This window comes from Klebsiella sp. CB_Kp196, from assembly GCF_040061575.1.
In the GTDB taxonomy this organism is placed as follows: Bacteria; Pseudomonadota; Gammaproteobacteria; order Enterobacterales; family Enterobacteriaceae; genus Klebsiella; species Klebsiella michiganensis.
Genome location: NZ_JBEAFH010000049.1, coordinates 79215 through 93963 on the forward strand (window position 1 = coordinate 79215; position 14749 = coordinate 93963).

Below are 14749 nucleotides of genomic sequence, written 5' to 3' on the forward strand. Positions count from 1 at the left end.
CATGCCAAAGGATTCGATGTTCTATGCCACGCTTGAAGAAGCAATCGATGCAGCCCGCGAGGAGTTTCTGGCTAATAATCCCGATAGCGACGAAGAGAGCGCCAGCATTGAGCAGCTAAATATCCAGAAGTACGTACTCCAGGACGGTGATATTGCCTGGCAGGCCGAATTTTTCGCCGACGAGGATGAACAGGGCGAATGTCTGCCGGTCCTCAGCGGTCAGGCTGCGCAGAGCGTCTTTGACGGCGATTATGATGAGATTGAGCTTCGCCAGGAGTGGCTGGAAGAAAACACGCTGCATGAATGGGATGAAGGCGAGTTTCAGCTTGAACCCTCTCTCGATACCGAGGAGGGCCAGGCTGCCGCCGATGAATGGGATGAACGCTAATTAGTTATAGGGGCCATGGCTGGCGTCAAGCGGCAGCAGTAGCGTATCAAACACCAGCGAAAAGGGCAGATCGAGAATAGTGATATAGCGCCATGCTGAATCACGAACATCCCACTGAACGCCGGGATAGTACTGGTTTCCATGGCCCTGGCCAGGCACTGTGCGGCTGATAATACTCCCGCAGCCGCTGAGAAACAGCGTCATTGCGATAACCAGTAAAACTCTCATCAACAACCTCGATTTTCAGGTAAAAAAATACCGGCACCATTGCCGGTATTTTCCTTAACGTACGGCTTACTTCGTTTTTAACGCCAGCGGATTCAACGTCAGTTGCTGATAGGCGCCGACCCACGAAGAGTATTTCTCCGGTGCGGCCCACACGCGATAGTGCAAGCGTGACATCGTGACCGGGTCGCTCAGCAATACCAGACGACGATCGCGGTTTAGTTTATCCGGCGTCTCGTTCAGCGCCTGCTCAACGTGACGTTCGCGGGCGATATCCAGAATATGCCCGTGACGGTGGCGCGCGGTGGCCATCGCCGTTGCCAGCGCGTTAAACGACGGGTTAAATACCGCATGCATAAAGCCGTCGTCCAGCGAACGCTGACGGTTAAGCGTCAGGTAAGCGTCAGTATCTTTAAGCACCTGCGGCGGGGAGTACTCTTCCGGGATCAGGAACAGCTTCCAGCGTTTAGTGCGCAGGCCGATGGTGGCGCGGCTGGAAATAGCCGACACGAACGGCGACAGAATCAGCGACACCACAATCGGCGCCAGCCAGAACAGGAAGCGCAGATCCAGCCATGCCATGCCCACCGCCCAGACCAGACCCAACAGCATCTGCGAGCCGTGACGCATAAACGCTTCGCCCCACGGGGTAGAGTCGTCATCACGCTGCGGCGAGTTCCACACCACTTCCCAGCCGAGGAACGCGCTGACCACAAACACGGTATGGAACAGCATACGCACCGGCGCCAGCAGCACCGAAAAGAGCACCTCCAGCAGCAGAGAAAGGGTCACGCGGATAAATCCGCCGTACTCTTTTGGCCCTTTACACCACACCAGGATAATACTCAGCAGCTTCGGCAGAAACAGCAGCACCATGGTGGAAGCAAACAGGGCAATGGCCAGCTCCGGACGCCACTGCGGCCAGACCGGGAACAGCTGCCGCGGCTGCAGAAAGTACTGCGGTTCGGTCAACGCATGCACCACCTGCAGGGCAGTTGAGAGCGCAAGGAACATAAACCACAGCGGCGCCGACAGGTATGACATCACGCCGGTCAGGAACACCGCGCGGTGAACCGGGTGCATCCCTTTAACCAGGAACAGGCGGAAGTTCATCAGGTTCCCCTGACACCAGCGGCGATCGCGTTTCAGCTCGTCCAGCAGGTTCGGCGGCAGCTCTTCATAAGATCCGGGGAGATCGTAAGCAATCCAGACCCCCCATCCGGCGCGACGCATCAATGCGGCTTCGACGAAGTCGTGCGACAGAATGGAACCCGCGAAGTTACCCTCACCCGGCAGCGGCGCGAGGGCACAGTGCTCAATAAACGGTTTCACCCGGATAATGGCGTTGTGTCCCCAGTAGTGCGACTCACCCAGCTGCCAGAAGTGCAGCCCGGCGGTAAACAGCGGGCCGTAGACGCGGGTGGCAAATTGCTGACAGCGAGCATACAGCGTATCCATGCCCGACGCGCGAGGCGATGACTGGATGATACCGGCATTCGGGTTCGCTTCCATCAGGCGCACCAGGCCGCTCAGGCACTCACCGCTCATGACGGAGTCGGCATCCAGCACCACCATGTAGCTATACTGGCTACCCCAACGGCGGCAGAAGTCATCAATGTTACCGCTTTTGCGCTTCACGCGGCGGCGGCGGCGGCGATAGAAGATCTGCCCTTCGCCCTGCACTTCGGCAATGAGCTCCATCCACGCCTTTTGCTCTGCCACGCAGATATCCGGATTGTAGCTATCGCTCAGGATATAGACATCAAAGTGCTCGGCGTTGCCGCTGGCCTTTACCGACTCCCAGGTCGCACGCAGGCCCGCGAATACGCGGTCAACGTCTTCGTTGCAGATCGGCATGATCAGCGCCGTGCGATGCTCCGGGTTCAACGGCTCATTGCCGACGGTCGAGGCTGAGATACTGTACTTATCACGCCCGATGAGCAGCTGCAGGAAGCCCATCAGCGCGGTCCAGAACCCCGCTGAGACCCAGCAAAAAAGCACGGCGAACAGGATCAGGATCCCCGACTGCAGCACATAGGGCAGCAGTTGCATAAAGGAGATCCACAGGTTCTGCCCCACCATATCCGCCGGGTTAATCAGCGCCCAGCCCTGGTAGGGCAAAATGGTTTTCATGTACCACGTCGCCACCACGGTCTGCGCCAGCGTCAGCAGCAGCAGAATGTAGCGGCGGATAGAGCCGACGGTACGCCATTTCTGCTCGCTCTCCTGCTCTTCCTGGCTCAGGCGAGAAAGATAGCGCGGCGTCACGTCGCGTCCGCGCAGCCGATCCCAGAAGCGCCCGACCGGGTTAGTCCGCCAGGGGTCCGGAAACATGGAGGAGCGTTTTGCTTTCGGCATGGCGTTGAGCTGAGTGCGCCCTTCGTCATCCTTAACCAGCTGGTTACCGGCCAGTGAATCTGGCCAGCTGTGCTCCAGCCGCGATTTTACCGACCCCAGCGGGGAGTCGTCTTCGCGGTGGTAAACGTGATGTTCAGCGTCCAGTGCTTGATGTACGGCCTGCAGACTTGCGTCAGGTAACGCGCGTTTTTCTGCATCCGACAGCGGCAATGCGTCGATGTACTTCGTTATCTTATTCATTGGCAGGCAGCTGATAGCTCCAGGTTTCGCTCAGCGTCTGGTCGGTATTGACCAGGGCTGCGCGCATATCCGTGGTTTTCTTAGGATCTTTCACTTTGACGCGCAGGATCATACGCCAGCCTTTCGTTACTGGGTTGTAGCGCACGGTATTTTCGACGATTTCAGCGTTATCGCCGATGCTGGCCTGGGCAGTCACTGGCGTATCTGCGGGCAGCTTTTTCATCTCGGCGCCGGTGAAATCGACAATAAAGGCAATGGTGCCATCAGGCTGGCGGATCAGATTCGATTGCTTGACGTCGCCGGTAGAACGGCGGGTCTGCATAACGTAAGCGTTATCCGGCGCATGCAGTTTGTCTTCGTCACGGCTGAAAGTGATGGTGTATTTGAAGTTCATCTCTTTGCCGGGTTCCGGCAGCTGATCCGGCGTCCAGTAGGTGACGATGTTATCGTTGGTTTCATCGTTGGTTGGGATCTCGACCAGTTCGATTTTCCCTTTACCCCAATCACCTTTCGGCGTAATCCACGCGCTTGGGCGCAGATCGTAGCGGTCGTCGAGGTCTTCAAAACGCGAGAACTGACGGCCGCGCTGCAGCAGGCCAAACCCCTGCGGGTTTTCCATTGCGTAGCTGCTGACGGCCAGATGTTTCGGGTTATTGAGCGGACGCCAGATCCACTCACCGTTACCGGCAAGAATGGACAGCCCGTTGGAGTCGTGCAGCGCCGGGCGGTAGTTGGTGGTCGGAGACGGCTGATGCGGCCCGAACAGGAACATGCTGGTCAACGGCGCCACGCCCAGTTTACCGACTTTGTCACGCAGATAGACCTTAGACTGCACGTCCACCACGGTATCGCGACCGGGCATGATCACAAAGCGATAGGCGCCGGTTGCGCGCGGGGAATCAAGCAGCGCATAAATCGTCAGGCGTTTATCGGTGGCTTTAGGACGCTCAATCCAGAACTCACGGAAGCGCGGGAACTCTTCTCCGGACGGCAGCGCGGTATCGATAGCCAGTCCGCGGGCAGAAAGCCCATATACCTGGCCCTGACCGAGCACGCGGAAATAGCTGGCTCCGAGCATGCTGACGATCTCATCGTTCTTGTCTTTGCTGTTGATCGGATACAGAACCTTAAAGCCCGCAAAACCGAGGTCTTTAACCGTGTCTTTATCGTGCTGAACGTTGCCAAAATTAAAATAGTCCGGGCTATATTTAATTTTACGTACGCTGGTTGCCGTCACTTCATTAATGGTGACCGGCGTATCGAAATACATACCCTGGTGATAAAACTCGAGCTTGAACGGGCTTTTCAGATTATTCCAATAGGCTTTGTCGTGATTAAACTGAATTTGCTGATAGTCCGCATACTTCATGTCGCGGAAGGCAGAGGGCAGGTTACTTTTAGGCGCTTCAAAGCCTTTGCCGGCTAACGTTTGTGCCTCTTTTGCGACGTCATCAATGCTGAATGCCCATGCAGATGAAGTACACAGGGACAACATTACGGCTGCGCTTAACCAACGCATTTTCATCATCTGTGGTTTATGTTTCATATAAGTAAGCACTTCCCCCTTTGTGTGCTTAAATCGATCCGATCTATTTTAATGGAAACTCAGGCATTCCGACAACATAATCCCTGCATTGTTCGGCATCGCGGCACAGGGAATACACAGTTACTGCCCCGTTTGCACTTTGCGTGCTTATCCTGGAGACAGTTAACCAGAGTTCATGTAGGGTTGCAGAGAATTTAAACGTTATCACGTTGAGTGATAAGACGAATTGTCTGAGAATGTAGTGATATTGTATGAATAATACTCCGGTACAGCGTGAATATTTTTTCGATAGCATCCGCGCCTGGCTGATGCTATTGGGCATCCCTTTTCACATTTCGCTCATTTACTCCAGCCACAGCTGGCATGTTAACAGCGCCGAGCCCTCGTGGTGGCTGACGTTATTTAACGACTTCATCCATGCCTTTCGCATGCAGGTCTTCTTTGTGATTTCCGGCTATTTTTCCTACATGCTTTTTCTGCGCTATCCGCTGAAAAAATGGTGGAAAGTACGCGTTGAGCGCGTCGGCATTCCCATGTTAACGGCGATCCCGCTCCTGACCCTGCCGCAGTTTATTATGCTGCAGTACGTCAACGGTAAAGCGGATAACTGGCATACGCTGTCAGGCTATGACAAGTTCAACACCCTCGCCTGGGAGCTGATCTCTCATCTGTGGTTTTTGTTGGTGCTGGTGGTCCTGACGTCGCTGGGCGTGGTGATGTTCAAATGGCTGACGCGACCGCGTTCTGCCGCTGCGCCCACCTTTGGTGACACCGTCACATTAGGCCAGCTGTCGATGATTTTTCTCGCTCTGGGCGTGCTGTACGCGGTCATCCGCCGCACTATTTTTATCCTCTATCCGCCCATTCTCAGCAACGGTCTGTTCAACTTTATCGTGATGCAGACGCTGTTCTATCTGCCTTTCTTTATCCTGGGCGCCCAGACGTTTATTAACGCGCGGCTGAAGACGATGTTCACGACTCCCTCGCCGTGGTGCTTTGTGGCGGCTTTACTGGGATTTATCGCCTACCGACTGAATCAGCAGTACGGCTCGGGCGATGGCTGGATGTACGAAACGGAGTACGTGATTACGATGGTGCTGGGGCTATGGATGGTCAACGTGGTCTTTTCGCTTGGCCACCGTTTGTTAAATTTCCAGTCCGCGCGGGTGACCTACTTCGTCAACGCATCGCTATTTATCTACCTGGTGCACCACCCTCTGACCCTGCTCTACGGGGCATGGATAACCCCGGTCATTCAATCAAATACCCTTGGATTTATCACCGGGCTGGTTTTTGTTGTCGGGATTGCACTGGTGCTGTATGAAATTCATCTGCGGATACCGCTGTTGCGCTTTCTTTTTTCCGGAAAATTCCAGCAAAAGACGGCTAAGCCGCAAATTTCCGCCAGTTAAAACAGGGCGCTGCTGTGTGGAACGCACAAGCAGCGCTATTTTTGCGCAAACAACAGCTGAAAGACATCGCGGTACAGGCTCTCCATCGCCGCTTTATCTACCGTCGGAGCCGTCGCCAGGTCGCAACGGTATGCCGCCCCTTCCGTTAATATCGCGATAAATTCGCAGGCGACGCTAATTTGCTCCGCGGTCATCTCAGGATGGTAGTGGCGGGTAAGCCGCCCGCCCTCCTCTTTCAGGCGACGATCGGCCTGGATCATAATTTCACGCAGGCGCGGATTTCGGGACGCCTCGGCGTTAATTTCCATCAGCAGATAATTATCGTTTTTCGTAGACTCGGTCGCGGGGAGCACGCCGGCTAAAACTGAAGCCATGCGGGCTAAATCATGATTCCCGGCAACCATTTCGCCCACTCTGGCATTCACGATCTCGCTGACGATAACTTCGATGATCTCTTCTTTGCTGGCGAAAACGCGATATAGCTGGCCTACGCTAAGGCCAGCCTGACGCGCAATATCCGCTACGGAGGCGCCATGCAGGCCCTTTTCCGCGAAACATTTTTGTGCCGCGGCAACAATTTCCATCCGGCGAAGCCGTTGTTTTTGTAGAACCTTCCCTTCAGTCACCGATGACTCTCCCGTTATGATAGTTTCCCACCTTCGCAGGAAACTATCATATCTTATTCTGATGGCCGAGTTGCGCGCGACTCGCCTCGAGTAATTGGGTATAGATGCCGGCGGTTTCGCTATCAAAACAAACGAAATAAACGCGCTCCAGCGGATTGTAGCGAGTGAGAAAGGCAGTTACCGTCCGCACGGCTATCTCCGCGGCGGCCTGTTTAGGGTAACCATATACGCCGGTGCTGATAGCAGGAAATGCGATGGTTCGGTAATTATTTGCCGAGGCCAGCAGCAGGCTATTTTTGTAAACGTCAGCCAGTAATTCCGCCTCCTGCCTGTCACCGCCGTGCCAGACCGGCCCTACGGCGTGAATCACCGCGCTGGCGGGCAGATTTCCTGCCGCCGTAATCACCGCATGGCCCGGCGGACACTCTCCCTGCTGTTGCCGCACAACTTTGCAGGCAGCCAGCAGTTCCGGCCCTGCCGCGCGGTGAATCGCCCCGTCCACCCCGCCGCCGCCAAGCAGCGACGGATTAGCCGCGTTGACGATAACATCGACCTCAAGCCTGGTAATATCGCCGAGAACCACTTCAGGTTGAACAGACATTTCTCCTCCTGTCGGCATACGTCTTGAAAGGAATACAGGAGGATAATATGGCACGATAGCCCCCGGGGCGAAAGCCCGGGGGCAGAGGGTTACCGATAATCAACATCCAGAATGGCGAGGGTCCGTTGCGGATTAATATAGCGTAATTGCGCAGAACGGATATTTTCGTTGCGGATATTCCCTTTCTCAAGCTGCTGAGCGGAAATTTTAATCGTCTCCGCCCGCGGGCAATCCATAATAACCTGATTATTGATTGCATCGAGCTGGCAGGGTGCTTCCACCACCCGTCCGTAAAAATGGACGACGCCAGCCACGGTCTGTTCGGCGATCGCAGGGCTAATAAACGAGGGTAATATAAACAGGGCTGCAAGCGAAGCATATCTAATTGTTTTCATTATAAAACTCCTCTGCATATCGGTATAGCTACTGAAGAGCACCAGCCATCCATGAGTGCGACGAGTTAATTTTTTTTACTTCAATTTAATTATATTAACAATTTAAAAACAAAAAATATCATTTGTTTAAATGTGCTAACAAAATCGATTCACTAACTCCCGGTACAGTTAAAGTTGCGGATATATAAGGAAAAACAAAATGGCGGGAAGATTTATGATGAGGTAATACTTGGCAGCAAAAACAGCCAAAGAGCCCGACGGGCTCTTTGGTGATGAAAAGTGGGATAGGTTAAAAAGATTCGCGACTTTGATTAGCCAGAGATTTATTTTTCTCCGCCCGGGTCGCCAGCCACAGGCCGCTATTTTTCATGGCATAGCCAAATACCAGGCCCAGCGCGAGTGAAGGCACAACTAAACGCCAGTCGCCGCCGGCGGCAAACGTCGCACACGCGCCGATAAAAGTACCCGGCACAAAAGAGAGAATCAGCTGACGCGCCTGGATACACATCAAAAACGCCACGACGCCGGTCATGATATAGCTAACCACTTCCAGCTGCGGCGCCAGCGCGCTACCGTGAATAATCACCAGCGCCCACACCACGCCGCTCATGACCGTACAGGTCGAAATAAGCAGCCCTTTTAACCCACCTTGCGGACAGGCAAAGTAAGCCGTACAGCCGAGGAAACCTGCCCAGCTCAGCAGACCCAATGCGACCGCCACCCATCCCCAGATACCGGAGAGAATGCCCGTCGTTAATGCGATTGCGAAGAGTATGTTCATGGCGCGTATCATAGCAGAAACGCGCCCGTCAAATGCGACACAAAGCACACTAAATGAAATTCAGAATGTTTTGTTGCAACTAAATTGTGACTTTAATCACAATTTATTGCTCATTTTCTTCCTGCAGCTCATCCCACATGGCGGAGAGGGCTTCACGAGTCAGCGGGGCCATGGCGCGCCAGAACGGCGTGGTTGCATGGGCTTCAACTTTGCCCAGGAACTCGCCGCACCACGGCAGAATATACTCAGCGAAAAGGGTTTCCAGAACGTCGCTTTCATCTTCCGGCGCGTGATCTTCCAGCCACGAAGCGGCCAGCAGCAAGGAGCCTAAATGATCCGCCGCGCCCTCCCCCGTGGGGACACCATGCGCGCTGAGGAAAGTACGAACGTCAGCTTCCGTAGCGCCTTCTACCCATGCGCTACGGTAAGGCGCCACGCGGCACTCTTCACCGACAAACAGCGCGTTGTATTCGGCGGCCAGAGACGGCATATCGCAGCTTTTTTGCAGACGCTCCAGCAGTTCATCCTGCTCCAGCGGCCAGCTCGCTGCCAGCTTCCCTTCGCGAATAAGGGTAAACAGCGGCACCAGCAGCGGGTCCTGCGGCTGACGATAATAGAGAGAGCCCAGCACGCGGCAGAGGATTGAAAACTCGTTCATTCATTTATTCCAGTTATTCAAATTAAAGTTCAGCAAACTCAGGAATCGCAGGCATCCCACGCGATTCAAGAAAATTAAGCAGACGCCGCGGCGTCACGTTAAGAATTCGCTCTTCCGGAAAATCAACAGCATCGAGGATTTTGCGACATTCGCTAAATTCACCAAGCGTGAATGCCGTATGGGAATCCGAACCCAGCGCAACCCAGCCGCCGGCATCGCGTACGGCCGCGGCAACGGCACGGCAGTTATCTTCGCTGCCAATGCGCGACGAAACAAAGGATGAGTTATTGATTTCCAGCGCCACGTGGTGCTTCGCCGCTGCCGCGGCAATGGCCGGGATATCAACGGGAAACTTAGGATTACCCGGATGGCTAATGATATGCACCGCGCCGCTCGCTATCGTGGCGATCATCGCTTCGGTATGCGTTGCTTTATCCTTTGGAGGGAACACCGGCTCGTGAAAACCGGCAATGATCAGGTCCAGCGAGTTGAGCATCGGGCCGGTACAGTCAATTTCGCCTTGGGTATTTTTGATATTGGCTTCGATACCGCGCAGGATACCAATGCCCTCCACCAGCCGCGGCCAGATACGCATATTAATAAAATGCCAGTAGTGAGGCGCATCGGCCATATCGGGCCCGTGGTCGGTAATAGCAAAGAGTTTGATCCCCTTGCGCTTTGCTTCTGCAATATAATCGTGCAGGGTACTGTAGGCGTGGGTGCTGGCGACGGTATGCATGTGCAGGTCAACAGGATACATCACAATCTCCTTCTCTGTTTGTGGCAAGAATAGCAGGAATCTGCGCCTGTGATCAGCAAAAACCCCGCTCACGCGGGGCTGTCGCTTAGTATCCCAGCTGGCGATCGACCTGCCCGCTGACCGTTTGACCTCGTTCTAACTGACCGATGGTTTTGGCGATATAAGCCATGGCTTCCAGAGGCCGGGTGACGGCGGCAACATGCGGCGTCATCGCCACTCGCGGATGCCGCCAAAGCGGGCTCGCTTCAGGCAGCGGTTCGCGGCTGTACACATCCAGCATCGCGCCTTTCAACTTGCCGCTATTCAGCGCGTCCAGCAGATCGTCTTCCACCACATGAACACCGCGAGCCAGATTCAGCACGTAGCTGTTATCCGGCAGCTGCGCCAGGCGCGCGCTATTAATAATTCCAACGGTTTCCGCCGTGTTGGGCAGCAGGTTTATCAGCACTCGTGTTCCGTTGAGGAACGCATTCAGCTCCTCTTCTCCGGCAAAGCTGGTGACCTGCGGCCAGGATTTGCGGCTGCGGCTCCAGATGCGTAACGGAAAACCCCAGCTTTGCAGGGCTTCGGCCACTTTCGCGCCAAGCACGCCCGCGCCCATAATGCCGATGGTGAAATCTTCACGCTGATACTCCTCCAGCGGCTGCCACCGCGCCTCTTGTTTTAATGCCTGATAGTCATCAAAACGACGGAACCAGTGCAACACCTGGCTCACCGCGTATTCTTGCATCTGCAGCCCCATGCCGGTGTCTTCCAGACGGAACAGCGGAGTTGACAGCGGCAGCATTTCCGGGTGTTCCCGCAGTTTGCTGAGGATTGAATCGACGCCGGCGCCAAGGGCAAAGACGGCTTTAAGCTGGCGGCCCTGGAGCATTTCTACCGGCGGATGCCAGACCAGCGCATAGTCAGCGGGTTGATTATCTCCGGGTTTCCACTCGCGGACGCGCGAGCCGGGCAGCTGTTTTTCCAGTTCCGTAATCCAGAAAGGGGTGTCGAACGTGGGGTGGTAAAAGATGATATCCATAAAGGCTCCTGATAGCCGACGCTGCTGGCAGGTTAGGTTAGCGTCGCGTTTTACTCGTTGTTTTCTATTGGATTGCCAGCATAGCAAATTTCATTCGCCGAGCGTGCGAAAAAGGGAATGGCGATAAAAAAATCGATTTTCGCCCATTTAGGGAGCAAGTTGCTTGAAGTTTGGCTAAACGCGCGATTTTTTAAAAAAGTTGATTGACGGGAGATACGTATTTCCCTAAATTAGCGCCCGTTCCCGGCAACAACGGGAAAGACAATATGGTGAGGTGTCCGAGTGGCTGAAGGAGCACGCCTGGAAAGTGTGTATACGGCAACGTATCGGGGGTTCGAATCCCCCCCTCACCGCCATATTTTAAGAAGAGCTCGTACGCAAGTACGGGCTTTTTTTTCGCATATAGCACCCCGTCCGGTAGCCCGGACAGATGCGCAGCATCGCCTCCGGGAAATTCTTCTACTCCATGCTCTTCTCCCGGGGGCGGCGCGATGCGCGTGCCCGGGCTACAGTACCGCAGATTGCCGATAGTCCGTAGCCCGGGTAAGGCGTTTACGCCGCAACCCGGGGAATATGCCGTGAGGTGGTATTGCTGTGGCTTCTTCCCGGCTTGCGCTGCGCTTAGCCGGGCTACCGGGCCGCAGATCGCCGGTAATCCGAGCCCGGACAGGCGCATCGCGCCGCCGCCGGGATTGTGGCAAATGCTAATCCTCTTCCATCCGCTGATACTCTTCGCTGAGAAAATCCACCAGCGCCCTGACCGAGGGGAGTAATCCGCGACGAGAGGCAAACACCGCATGGATCACCTCCCTGCGCGGTTGCCACTCATCGAGGACAACCACCAGCTCTCCGGCGGCCAACTGATCGCGCACCATTAATAAAGGAAGCTGTACCACCCCAACGCCGGCAATGGCCGCTTCACGGAGCGCCAGCATATCCGTGGTGACCAGCCGGGGAGTAAAGTAGATTTCCGCCCTTGCCCCCTCCGGGCCGGTCAACTGCCACTTATGCTGATGCTTGCCCGCCCCGAGGCTTAACCCCGGCCAATCGCTTAGCGCTGAAGGAACCTGAGGCTGCCCCTGCCGCTCCACCAACCGGGGGCTGGCGACCAGACGGTGCCCGCGATCGGCCAGAACACGCATCACCAGATCGCTATCTTCTATCGGCCTTGGACGTACGCGAATCGCGACGTCGACGCCCTCTCCAACAACATCAACGCGTCGGTTAGTCGCTTCCAGCTGCAGATTCACGCCCGGATAGCGCACCATAAACCGTGCCAGCATCGGCCCGATATGCGCATGCAATAGCGTTACCGGGCAGGTCAGCTTTACGCTCCCGCGCGGCTCGGAACGCAGGGTTTCCACCGCCTGTTCTGCCGCTTCCGCCTCGATCAGCATCGCTTTGCAGTGCTGATAAAAGGTCAGGCCAACTTCCGTTACCGCAAACTGCCGGGTTGTACGTTGAATCAAACGGACGCCGAGGCGTTCTTCTAGCTGGGCGATACGACGGCTCAACTTGGATTTGGGTTGATCGAGCGCCCTGCCCGCCGCGGCAAAACCACCGTGATCGATCACCTGTACGAACCAGGCTAAGTCATTGAGATCCTGCATCCTTCCCCCATCGTTCCATTTTTAGAACAGTATAGGTCATTTTTGCTATCTAGCGGACTATTAGTGGCGAATATATGCTTATTCACATCAGAAACAGCTATTCAGGAGACTACCATGAAACAAATTACAGGTATCTACACCGCGCCTTCACAGCACTGGGTAGGCGATGGTTTCCCGGTTCGCTCAATGTTCTCTTACCAGACTCACGGCGAACAGCTAAGCCCCTTCCTGCTGCTCGACTACGCAGGCCCCCATCACTTCCCGGCGGGGACAGGCAAACGCGGCGTCGGCGAACATCCGCATCGCGGATTTGAAACCGTCACCGTGGTCTATTCCGGCGAAGTTGAACATCGTGACTCTACCGGCAGAGGCGGCGTCATTGGACCGGGCGATGTGCAGTGGATGACCGCAGGCGCCGGGATCCTGCATGAAGAGTTCCACTCGGCGGAATTTACCCGTACCGGCGGCGAGCTGAAAATGATTCAGCTCTGGGTCAACCTCCCGGCGAAAGACAAAATGACGCAGCCGGGATACCAGAGCATCACTGCTGATGTGATTCCGGACGTTGAGCTGCCGAATAATGCGGGCCATATGCGGGTTATTGCCGGGCGCTACGAAGATATTGTCGGCCCTGCGCACACGTTTTCTCCGCTTAACGTCTGGGACCTGCAGCTTAACCAGAGCCAGGAAATCACGCTGCATCAGCCTGCCGGCTGGAGTACGGCGCTGGTCGTTCTGGAAGGTGAAGTAGTAGTGAACGGCGAGGGTAGCGCCCGCGAGGGTCAGCTGGTGGTGCTCAGCCAGAAAGGAGAAGCGCTCCACCTCTCGGCCAGTAGCAACGCAAAAGTACTGCTGATGGCCGGTGAACCGCTGCAGGAGCCGATCGTGGGCTATGGCCCCTTTGTGATGAATACCAAAGCACAAATCGCGGAAGCGGTTCGTGATTTTAATAGCGGCCGCTTCGGCCAAATCTGATACTGAATGAGGTGAATAATATGTCTACCCCAGCTAACTTTAATGGTTCTCGTCCGGTTATTGATGTCAATGATACCGCCATGCTGCTGATTGACCACCAGAGCGGTCTGTTCCAGACCGTGGGTGATATGCCGATGCCGGAGCTGCGGGCGCGCGCCGCCGCGCTGGCGAAGATGGCTTCATTAGCCGGGATCCCGGTGATCACCACGGCGTCAGTGCCGCAGGGACCAAACGGCCCGCTGATCCCTGAGATTCATGCGAACGCGCCCCATGCGCAATATATTGCGCGTAAAGGAGAGATTAACGCGTGGGATAACCCGGAATTTGTTGCCGCAGTAAAAGCAACCGGGCGTAAAACGCTGATTATCGCCGGTACCATTACCAGCGTCTGCATGGCGTTCCCGTCCATTGCCGCCGTCGCCGATGGCTATAAAGTTTTTGCCGTCATTGATGCTTCCGGTACCTATAGCAAGATGGCGCAGGAAATCACCCTCGCCCGCGTCGTCCAGGCTGGCGTCGTGCCGATGGATACCGCAGCGGTTGCTTCTGAACTGCAGCGCACCTGGAATCGCCCGGATGCCGCTGAGTGGGCCGAGGTGTATACCAAGGTCTTCCCGGCATACCAGCTGCTGATTGAGAGCTACGCCAAAGCTCAGGACGTGGTGAAGAATAACGAACAGCTTGATTCACAGCGTTAAAATGACTGCCCCGCCGTGCTACGGCGGGGCAGTGTTCATTGCTTAACCGAACGATAGCGAAAGCATAAATACTGCTTGACCGTTTTAGCGCAACTCCCTATAGTAGCGCCCCGTTGCCCACCCAAGGTGAGCGACAAAACAATATGGTGAGGTGTCCGAGTGGCTGAAGGAGCACGCCTGGAAAGTGTGTATACGGCAACGTATCGGGGGTTCGAATCCCCCCCTCACCGCCATATTTTAAGAAGAGCTCGTACGCAAGTACGGGCTTTTTTTTTCGCATATAGCACCCCGCCGGGGGGGATGAGAAGCCCCGACCGGGGTTCGACAACTGGCGACAGCCAGTTGGACAGATGACGAGCCTGCGAGGAATCTGCCCGGAGGGCGAGCGCAGCGAGTCAATCCCCCCCTCACCGCCATATTTTAAGAAGAGCTCGTACGCAAGTACGGGCTTT

15 protein-coding genes, 2 tRNA genes and 1 other RNA gene are annotated in these 14749 nt (G+C 55.4%); 7 read left to right on the plus strand and 11 right to left on the minus strand.

The features are described from left to right. Position 1 precedes the first annotated feature (1 nt). Complete coding sequence (locus ABLU87_RS16605; protein ID WP_004137236.1) at positions 2-388, plus strand: MysB family protein; 387 nt, start codon at positions 2-4, stop codon at positions 386-388. Here ABLU87_RS16605 and ABLU87_RS16610 read toward each other — a convergent pair whose 3' ends face one another. From ABLU87_RS16610 to mdoG, 3 genes are all read right to left on the minus strand, one after another. After that, the gene (locus ABLU87_RS16610; RefSeq protein ID WP_004849859.1) at positions 389-616 is read right to left on the minus strand and encodes a YceK/YidQ family lipoprotein; all 228 of its coding nucleotides are present in this window, start codon (positions 614-616) and stop codon (positions 389-391) included. It lies immediately after the preceding gene. A 66-nt stretch (positions 617-682) separates the two neighbouring features. Next, positions 683-3211 (minus strand): glucans biosynthesis glucosyltransferase MdoH, encoded by a 2529-nt coding sequence (gene mdoH, locus ABLU87_RS16615; protein WP_014228826.1) that lies wholly within the window; start codon positions 3209-3211, stop codon positions 683-685. Further along, positions 3204-4757 carry a glucans biosynthesis protein MdoG gene (gene mdoG / locus ABLU87_RS16620; protein WP_004101027.1) on the minus strand — a complete coding sequence of 518 codons (1554 nt, stop codon included), beginning with the start codon at positions 4755-4757 and terminating at the stop codon, positions 3204-3206. The genes mdoH and mdoG overlap by 8 nt, the downstream gene beginning before the upstream one ends. 251 nt (positions 4758-5008) lie before the next feature. Here mdoG and mdoC point away from each other — a divergent pair, with 251 nt between their 5' ends. Next, positions 5009-6169, plus strand: coding sequence for a glucans biosynthesis protein MdoC (gene mdoC, locus ABLU87_RS16625; protein WP_004849851.1), 1161 nt, complete (start codon positions 5009-5011; stop codon positions 6167-6169). A 35-nt stretch (positions 6170-6204) separates the two neighbouring features. Here the strand turns inward: mdoC and ABLU87_RS16630 are convergent, their stop codons facing one another. The 7 genes from ABLU87_RS16630 to ghrA form a co-directional block, all read right to left on the minus strand. Then, the gene (locus ABLU87_RS16630; protein ID WP_004849849.1) at positions 6205-6795 is read right to left on the minus strand and encodes a TetR/AcrR family transcriptional regulator; all 591 of its coding nucleotides are present in this window, start codon (positions 6793-6795) and stop codon (positions 6205-6207) included. 46 nt (positions 6796-6841) lie between these two features. After that, the gene (gene ymdB, locus ABLU87_RS16635) at positions 6842-7396 is read right to left on the minus strand and encodes an O-acetyl-ADP-ribose deacetylase (protein ID WP_122117572.1); all 555 of its coding nucleotides are present in this window, start codon (positions 7394-7396) and stop codon (positions 6842-6844) included. An 89-nt stretch (positions 7397-7485) separates the two neighbouring features. Further along, positions 7486-7791: a type 1 fimbrial protein gene (locus ABLU87_RS16640; RefSeq protein ID WP_014228821.1), complete on the minus strand. Its 306-nt coding sequence runs from the start codon at positions 7789-7791 to the stop codon at positions 7486-7488. 289 nt (positions 7792-8080) lie between these two features. Next, a complete protein-coding gene (locus ABLU87_RS16645) occupies positions 8081-8572 on the minus strand; it encodes a DUF1097 domain-containing protein (RefSeq protein ID WP_014228820.1) in 492 nt (163 codons plus the stop codon). 103 nt (positions 8573-8675) lie between these two features. Beyond that, complete coding sequence (locus ABLU87_RS16650) at positions 8676-9230, minus strand: molecular chaperone (protein WP_025106901.1); 555 nt, start codon at positions 9228-9230, stop codon at positions 8676-8678. A gap of 22 nt (positions 9231-9252) precedes the next feature. Further along, a complete protein-coding gene (locus ABLU87_RS16655; protein WP_116280410.1) occupies positions 9253-9990 on the minus strand; it encodes a phosphatase in 738 nt (245 codons plus the stop codon). Between the two features lie 85 nt (positions 9991-10075). After that, the gene (gene ghrA / locus ABLU87_RS16660; protein ID WP_048261565.1) at positions 10076-11014 is read right to left on the minus strand and encodes a glyoxylate/hydroxypyruvate reductase GhrA; all 939 of its coding nucleotides are present in this window, start codon (positions 11012-11014) and stop codon (positions 10076-10078) included. A gap of 268 nt (positions 11015-11282) precedes the next feature. On the opposite strand from ghrA, the gene ABLU87_RS16665 reads away from it, so the two are divergent. Continuing rightward, positions 11283-11370, plus strand: a tRNA-Ser gene (locus tag ABLU87_RS16665). A gap of 348 nt (positions 11371-11718) precedes the next feature. On the opposite strand, the gene ABLU87_RS16670 is transcribed toward ABLU87_RS16665, so the two are convergent. Continuing rightward, positions 11719-12624 carry a LysR family transcriptional regulator gene (locus ABLU87_RS16670; protein WP_014228816.1) on the minus strand — a complete coding sequence of 302 codons (906 nt, stop codon included), beginning with the start codon at positions 12622-12624 and terminating at the stop codon, positions 11719-11721. A gap of 114 nt (positions 12625-12738) precedes the next feature. Between ABLU87_RS16670 and ABLU87_RS16675 the strand changes: the two genes are divergently transcribed. The 4 genes from ABLU87_RS16675 (at position 12739) to ABLU87_RS16690 (ending at position 14713) form a co-directional block, all read left to right on the plus strand. After that, on the plus strand, positions 12739-13599 hold the full coding sequence (locus tag ABLU87_RS16675) for a pirin family protein (RefSeq protein WP_014228815.1): 861 nt from the start codon (positions 12739-12741) through the stop codon (positions 13597-13599). A 20-nt stretch (positions 13600-13619) separates the two neighbouring features. Continuing rightward, positions 13620-14297, plus strand: coding sequence for an isochorismatase family protein (locus ABLU87_RS16680; protein ID WP_014228814.1), 678 nt, complete (start codon positions 13620-13622; stop codon positions 14295-14297). Positions 14298-14442: 145 nt separating this feature from the next. Then, positions 14443-14530: transfer RNA gene (locus tag ABLU87_RS16685), tRNA-Ser, on the plus strand. A 46-nt stretch (positions 14531-14576) separates the two neighbouring features. After that, positions 14577-14713, plus strand: a non-coding RNA gene (locus tag ABLU87_RS16690) — RtT sRNA. Positions 14714-14749 lie beyond the last annotated feature (36 nt).

What these genes read in the sequence shown, in the direction of transcription:
- ABLU87_RS16605 (WP_004137236.1), top strand. Translation starts at nt 2, where the DNA reads ATGCCAAAGGATTCGATGTTCTATGCCACGCTTGAAGAAGCAATCGAT.
- ABLU87_RS16610 (WP_004849859.1), bottom strand. Translation starts at nt 616, where the DNA reads ATGAGAGTTTTACTGGTTATCGCAATGACGCTGTTTCTCAGCGGCTGC.
- mdoH (WP_014228826.1), bottom strand. Translation starts at nt 3,211, where the DNA reads ATGAATAAGATAACGAAGTACATCGACGCATTGCCGCTGTCGGATGCA.
- mdoG (WP_004101027.1), bottom strand. Translation starts at nt 4,757, where the DNA reads ATGAAACATAAACCACAGATGATGAAAATGCGTTGGTTAAGCGCAGCC.
- mdoC (WP_004849851.1), top strand. Translation starts at nt 5,009, where the DNA reads ATGAATAATACTCCGGTACAGCGTGAATATTTTTTCGATAGCATCCGC.
- ymdB (WP_122117572.1), bottom strand. Translation starts at nt 7,396, where the DNA reads ATGTCTGTTCAACCTGAAGTGGTTCTCGGCGATATTACCAGGCTTGAG.
- ABLU87_RS16640 (WP_014228821.1), bottom strand. Translation starts at nt 7,791, where the DNA reads ATGAAAACAATTAGATATGCTTCGCTTGCAGCCCTGTTTATATTACCC.
- ABLU87_RS16645 (WP_014228820.1), bottom strand. Translation starts at nt 8,572, where the DNA reads ATGAACATACTCTTCGCAATCGCATTAACGACGGGCATTCTCTCCGGT.
- ABLU87_RS16650 (WP_025106901.1), bottom strand. Translation starts at nt 9,230, where the DNA reads ATGAACGAGTTTTCAATCCTCTGCCGCGTGCTGGGCTCTCTCTATTAT.
- ABLU87_RS16655 (WP_116280410.1), bottom strand. Translation starts at nt 9,990, where the DNA reads ATGTATCCTGTTGACCTGCACATGCATACCGTCGCCAGCACCCACGCC.
- ghrA (WP_048261565.1), bottom strand. Translation starts at nt 11,014, where the DNA reads ATGGATATCATCTTTTACCACCCCACGTTCGACACCCCTTTCTGGATT.
- ABLU87_RS16670 (WP_014228816.1), bottom strand. Translation starts at nt 12,624, where the DNA reads ATGCAGGATCTCAATGACTTAGCCTGGTTCGTACAGGTGATCGATCAC.
- ABLU87_RS16675 (WP_014228815.1), top strand. Translation starts at nt 12,739, where the DNA reads ATGAAACAAATTACAGGTATCTACACCGCGCCTTCACAGCACTGGGTA.
- ABLU87_RS16680 (WP_014228814.1), top strand. Translation starts at nt 13,620, where the DNA reads ATGTCTACCCCAGCTAACTTTAATGGTTCTCGTCCGGTTATTGATGTC.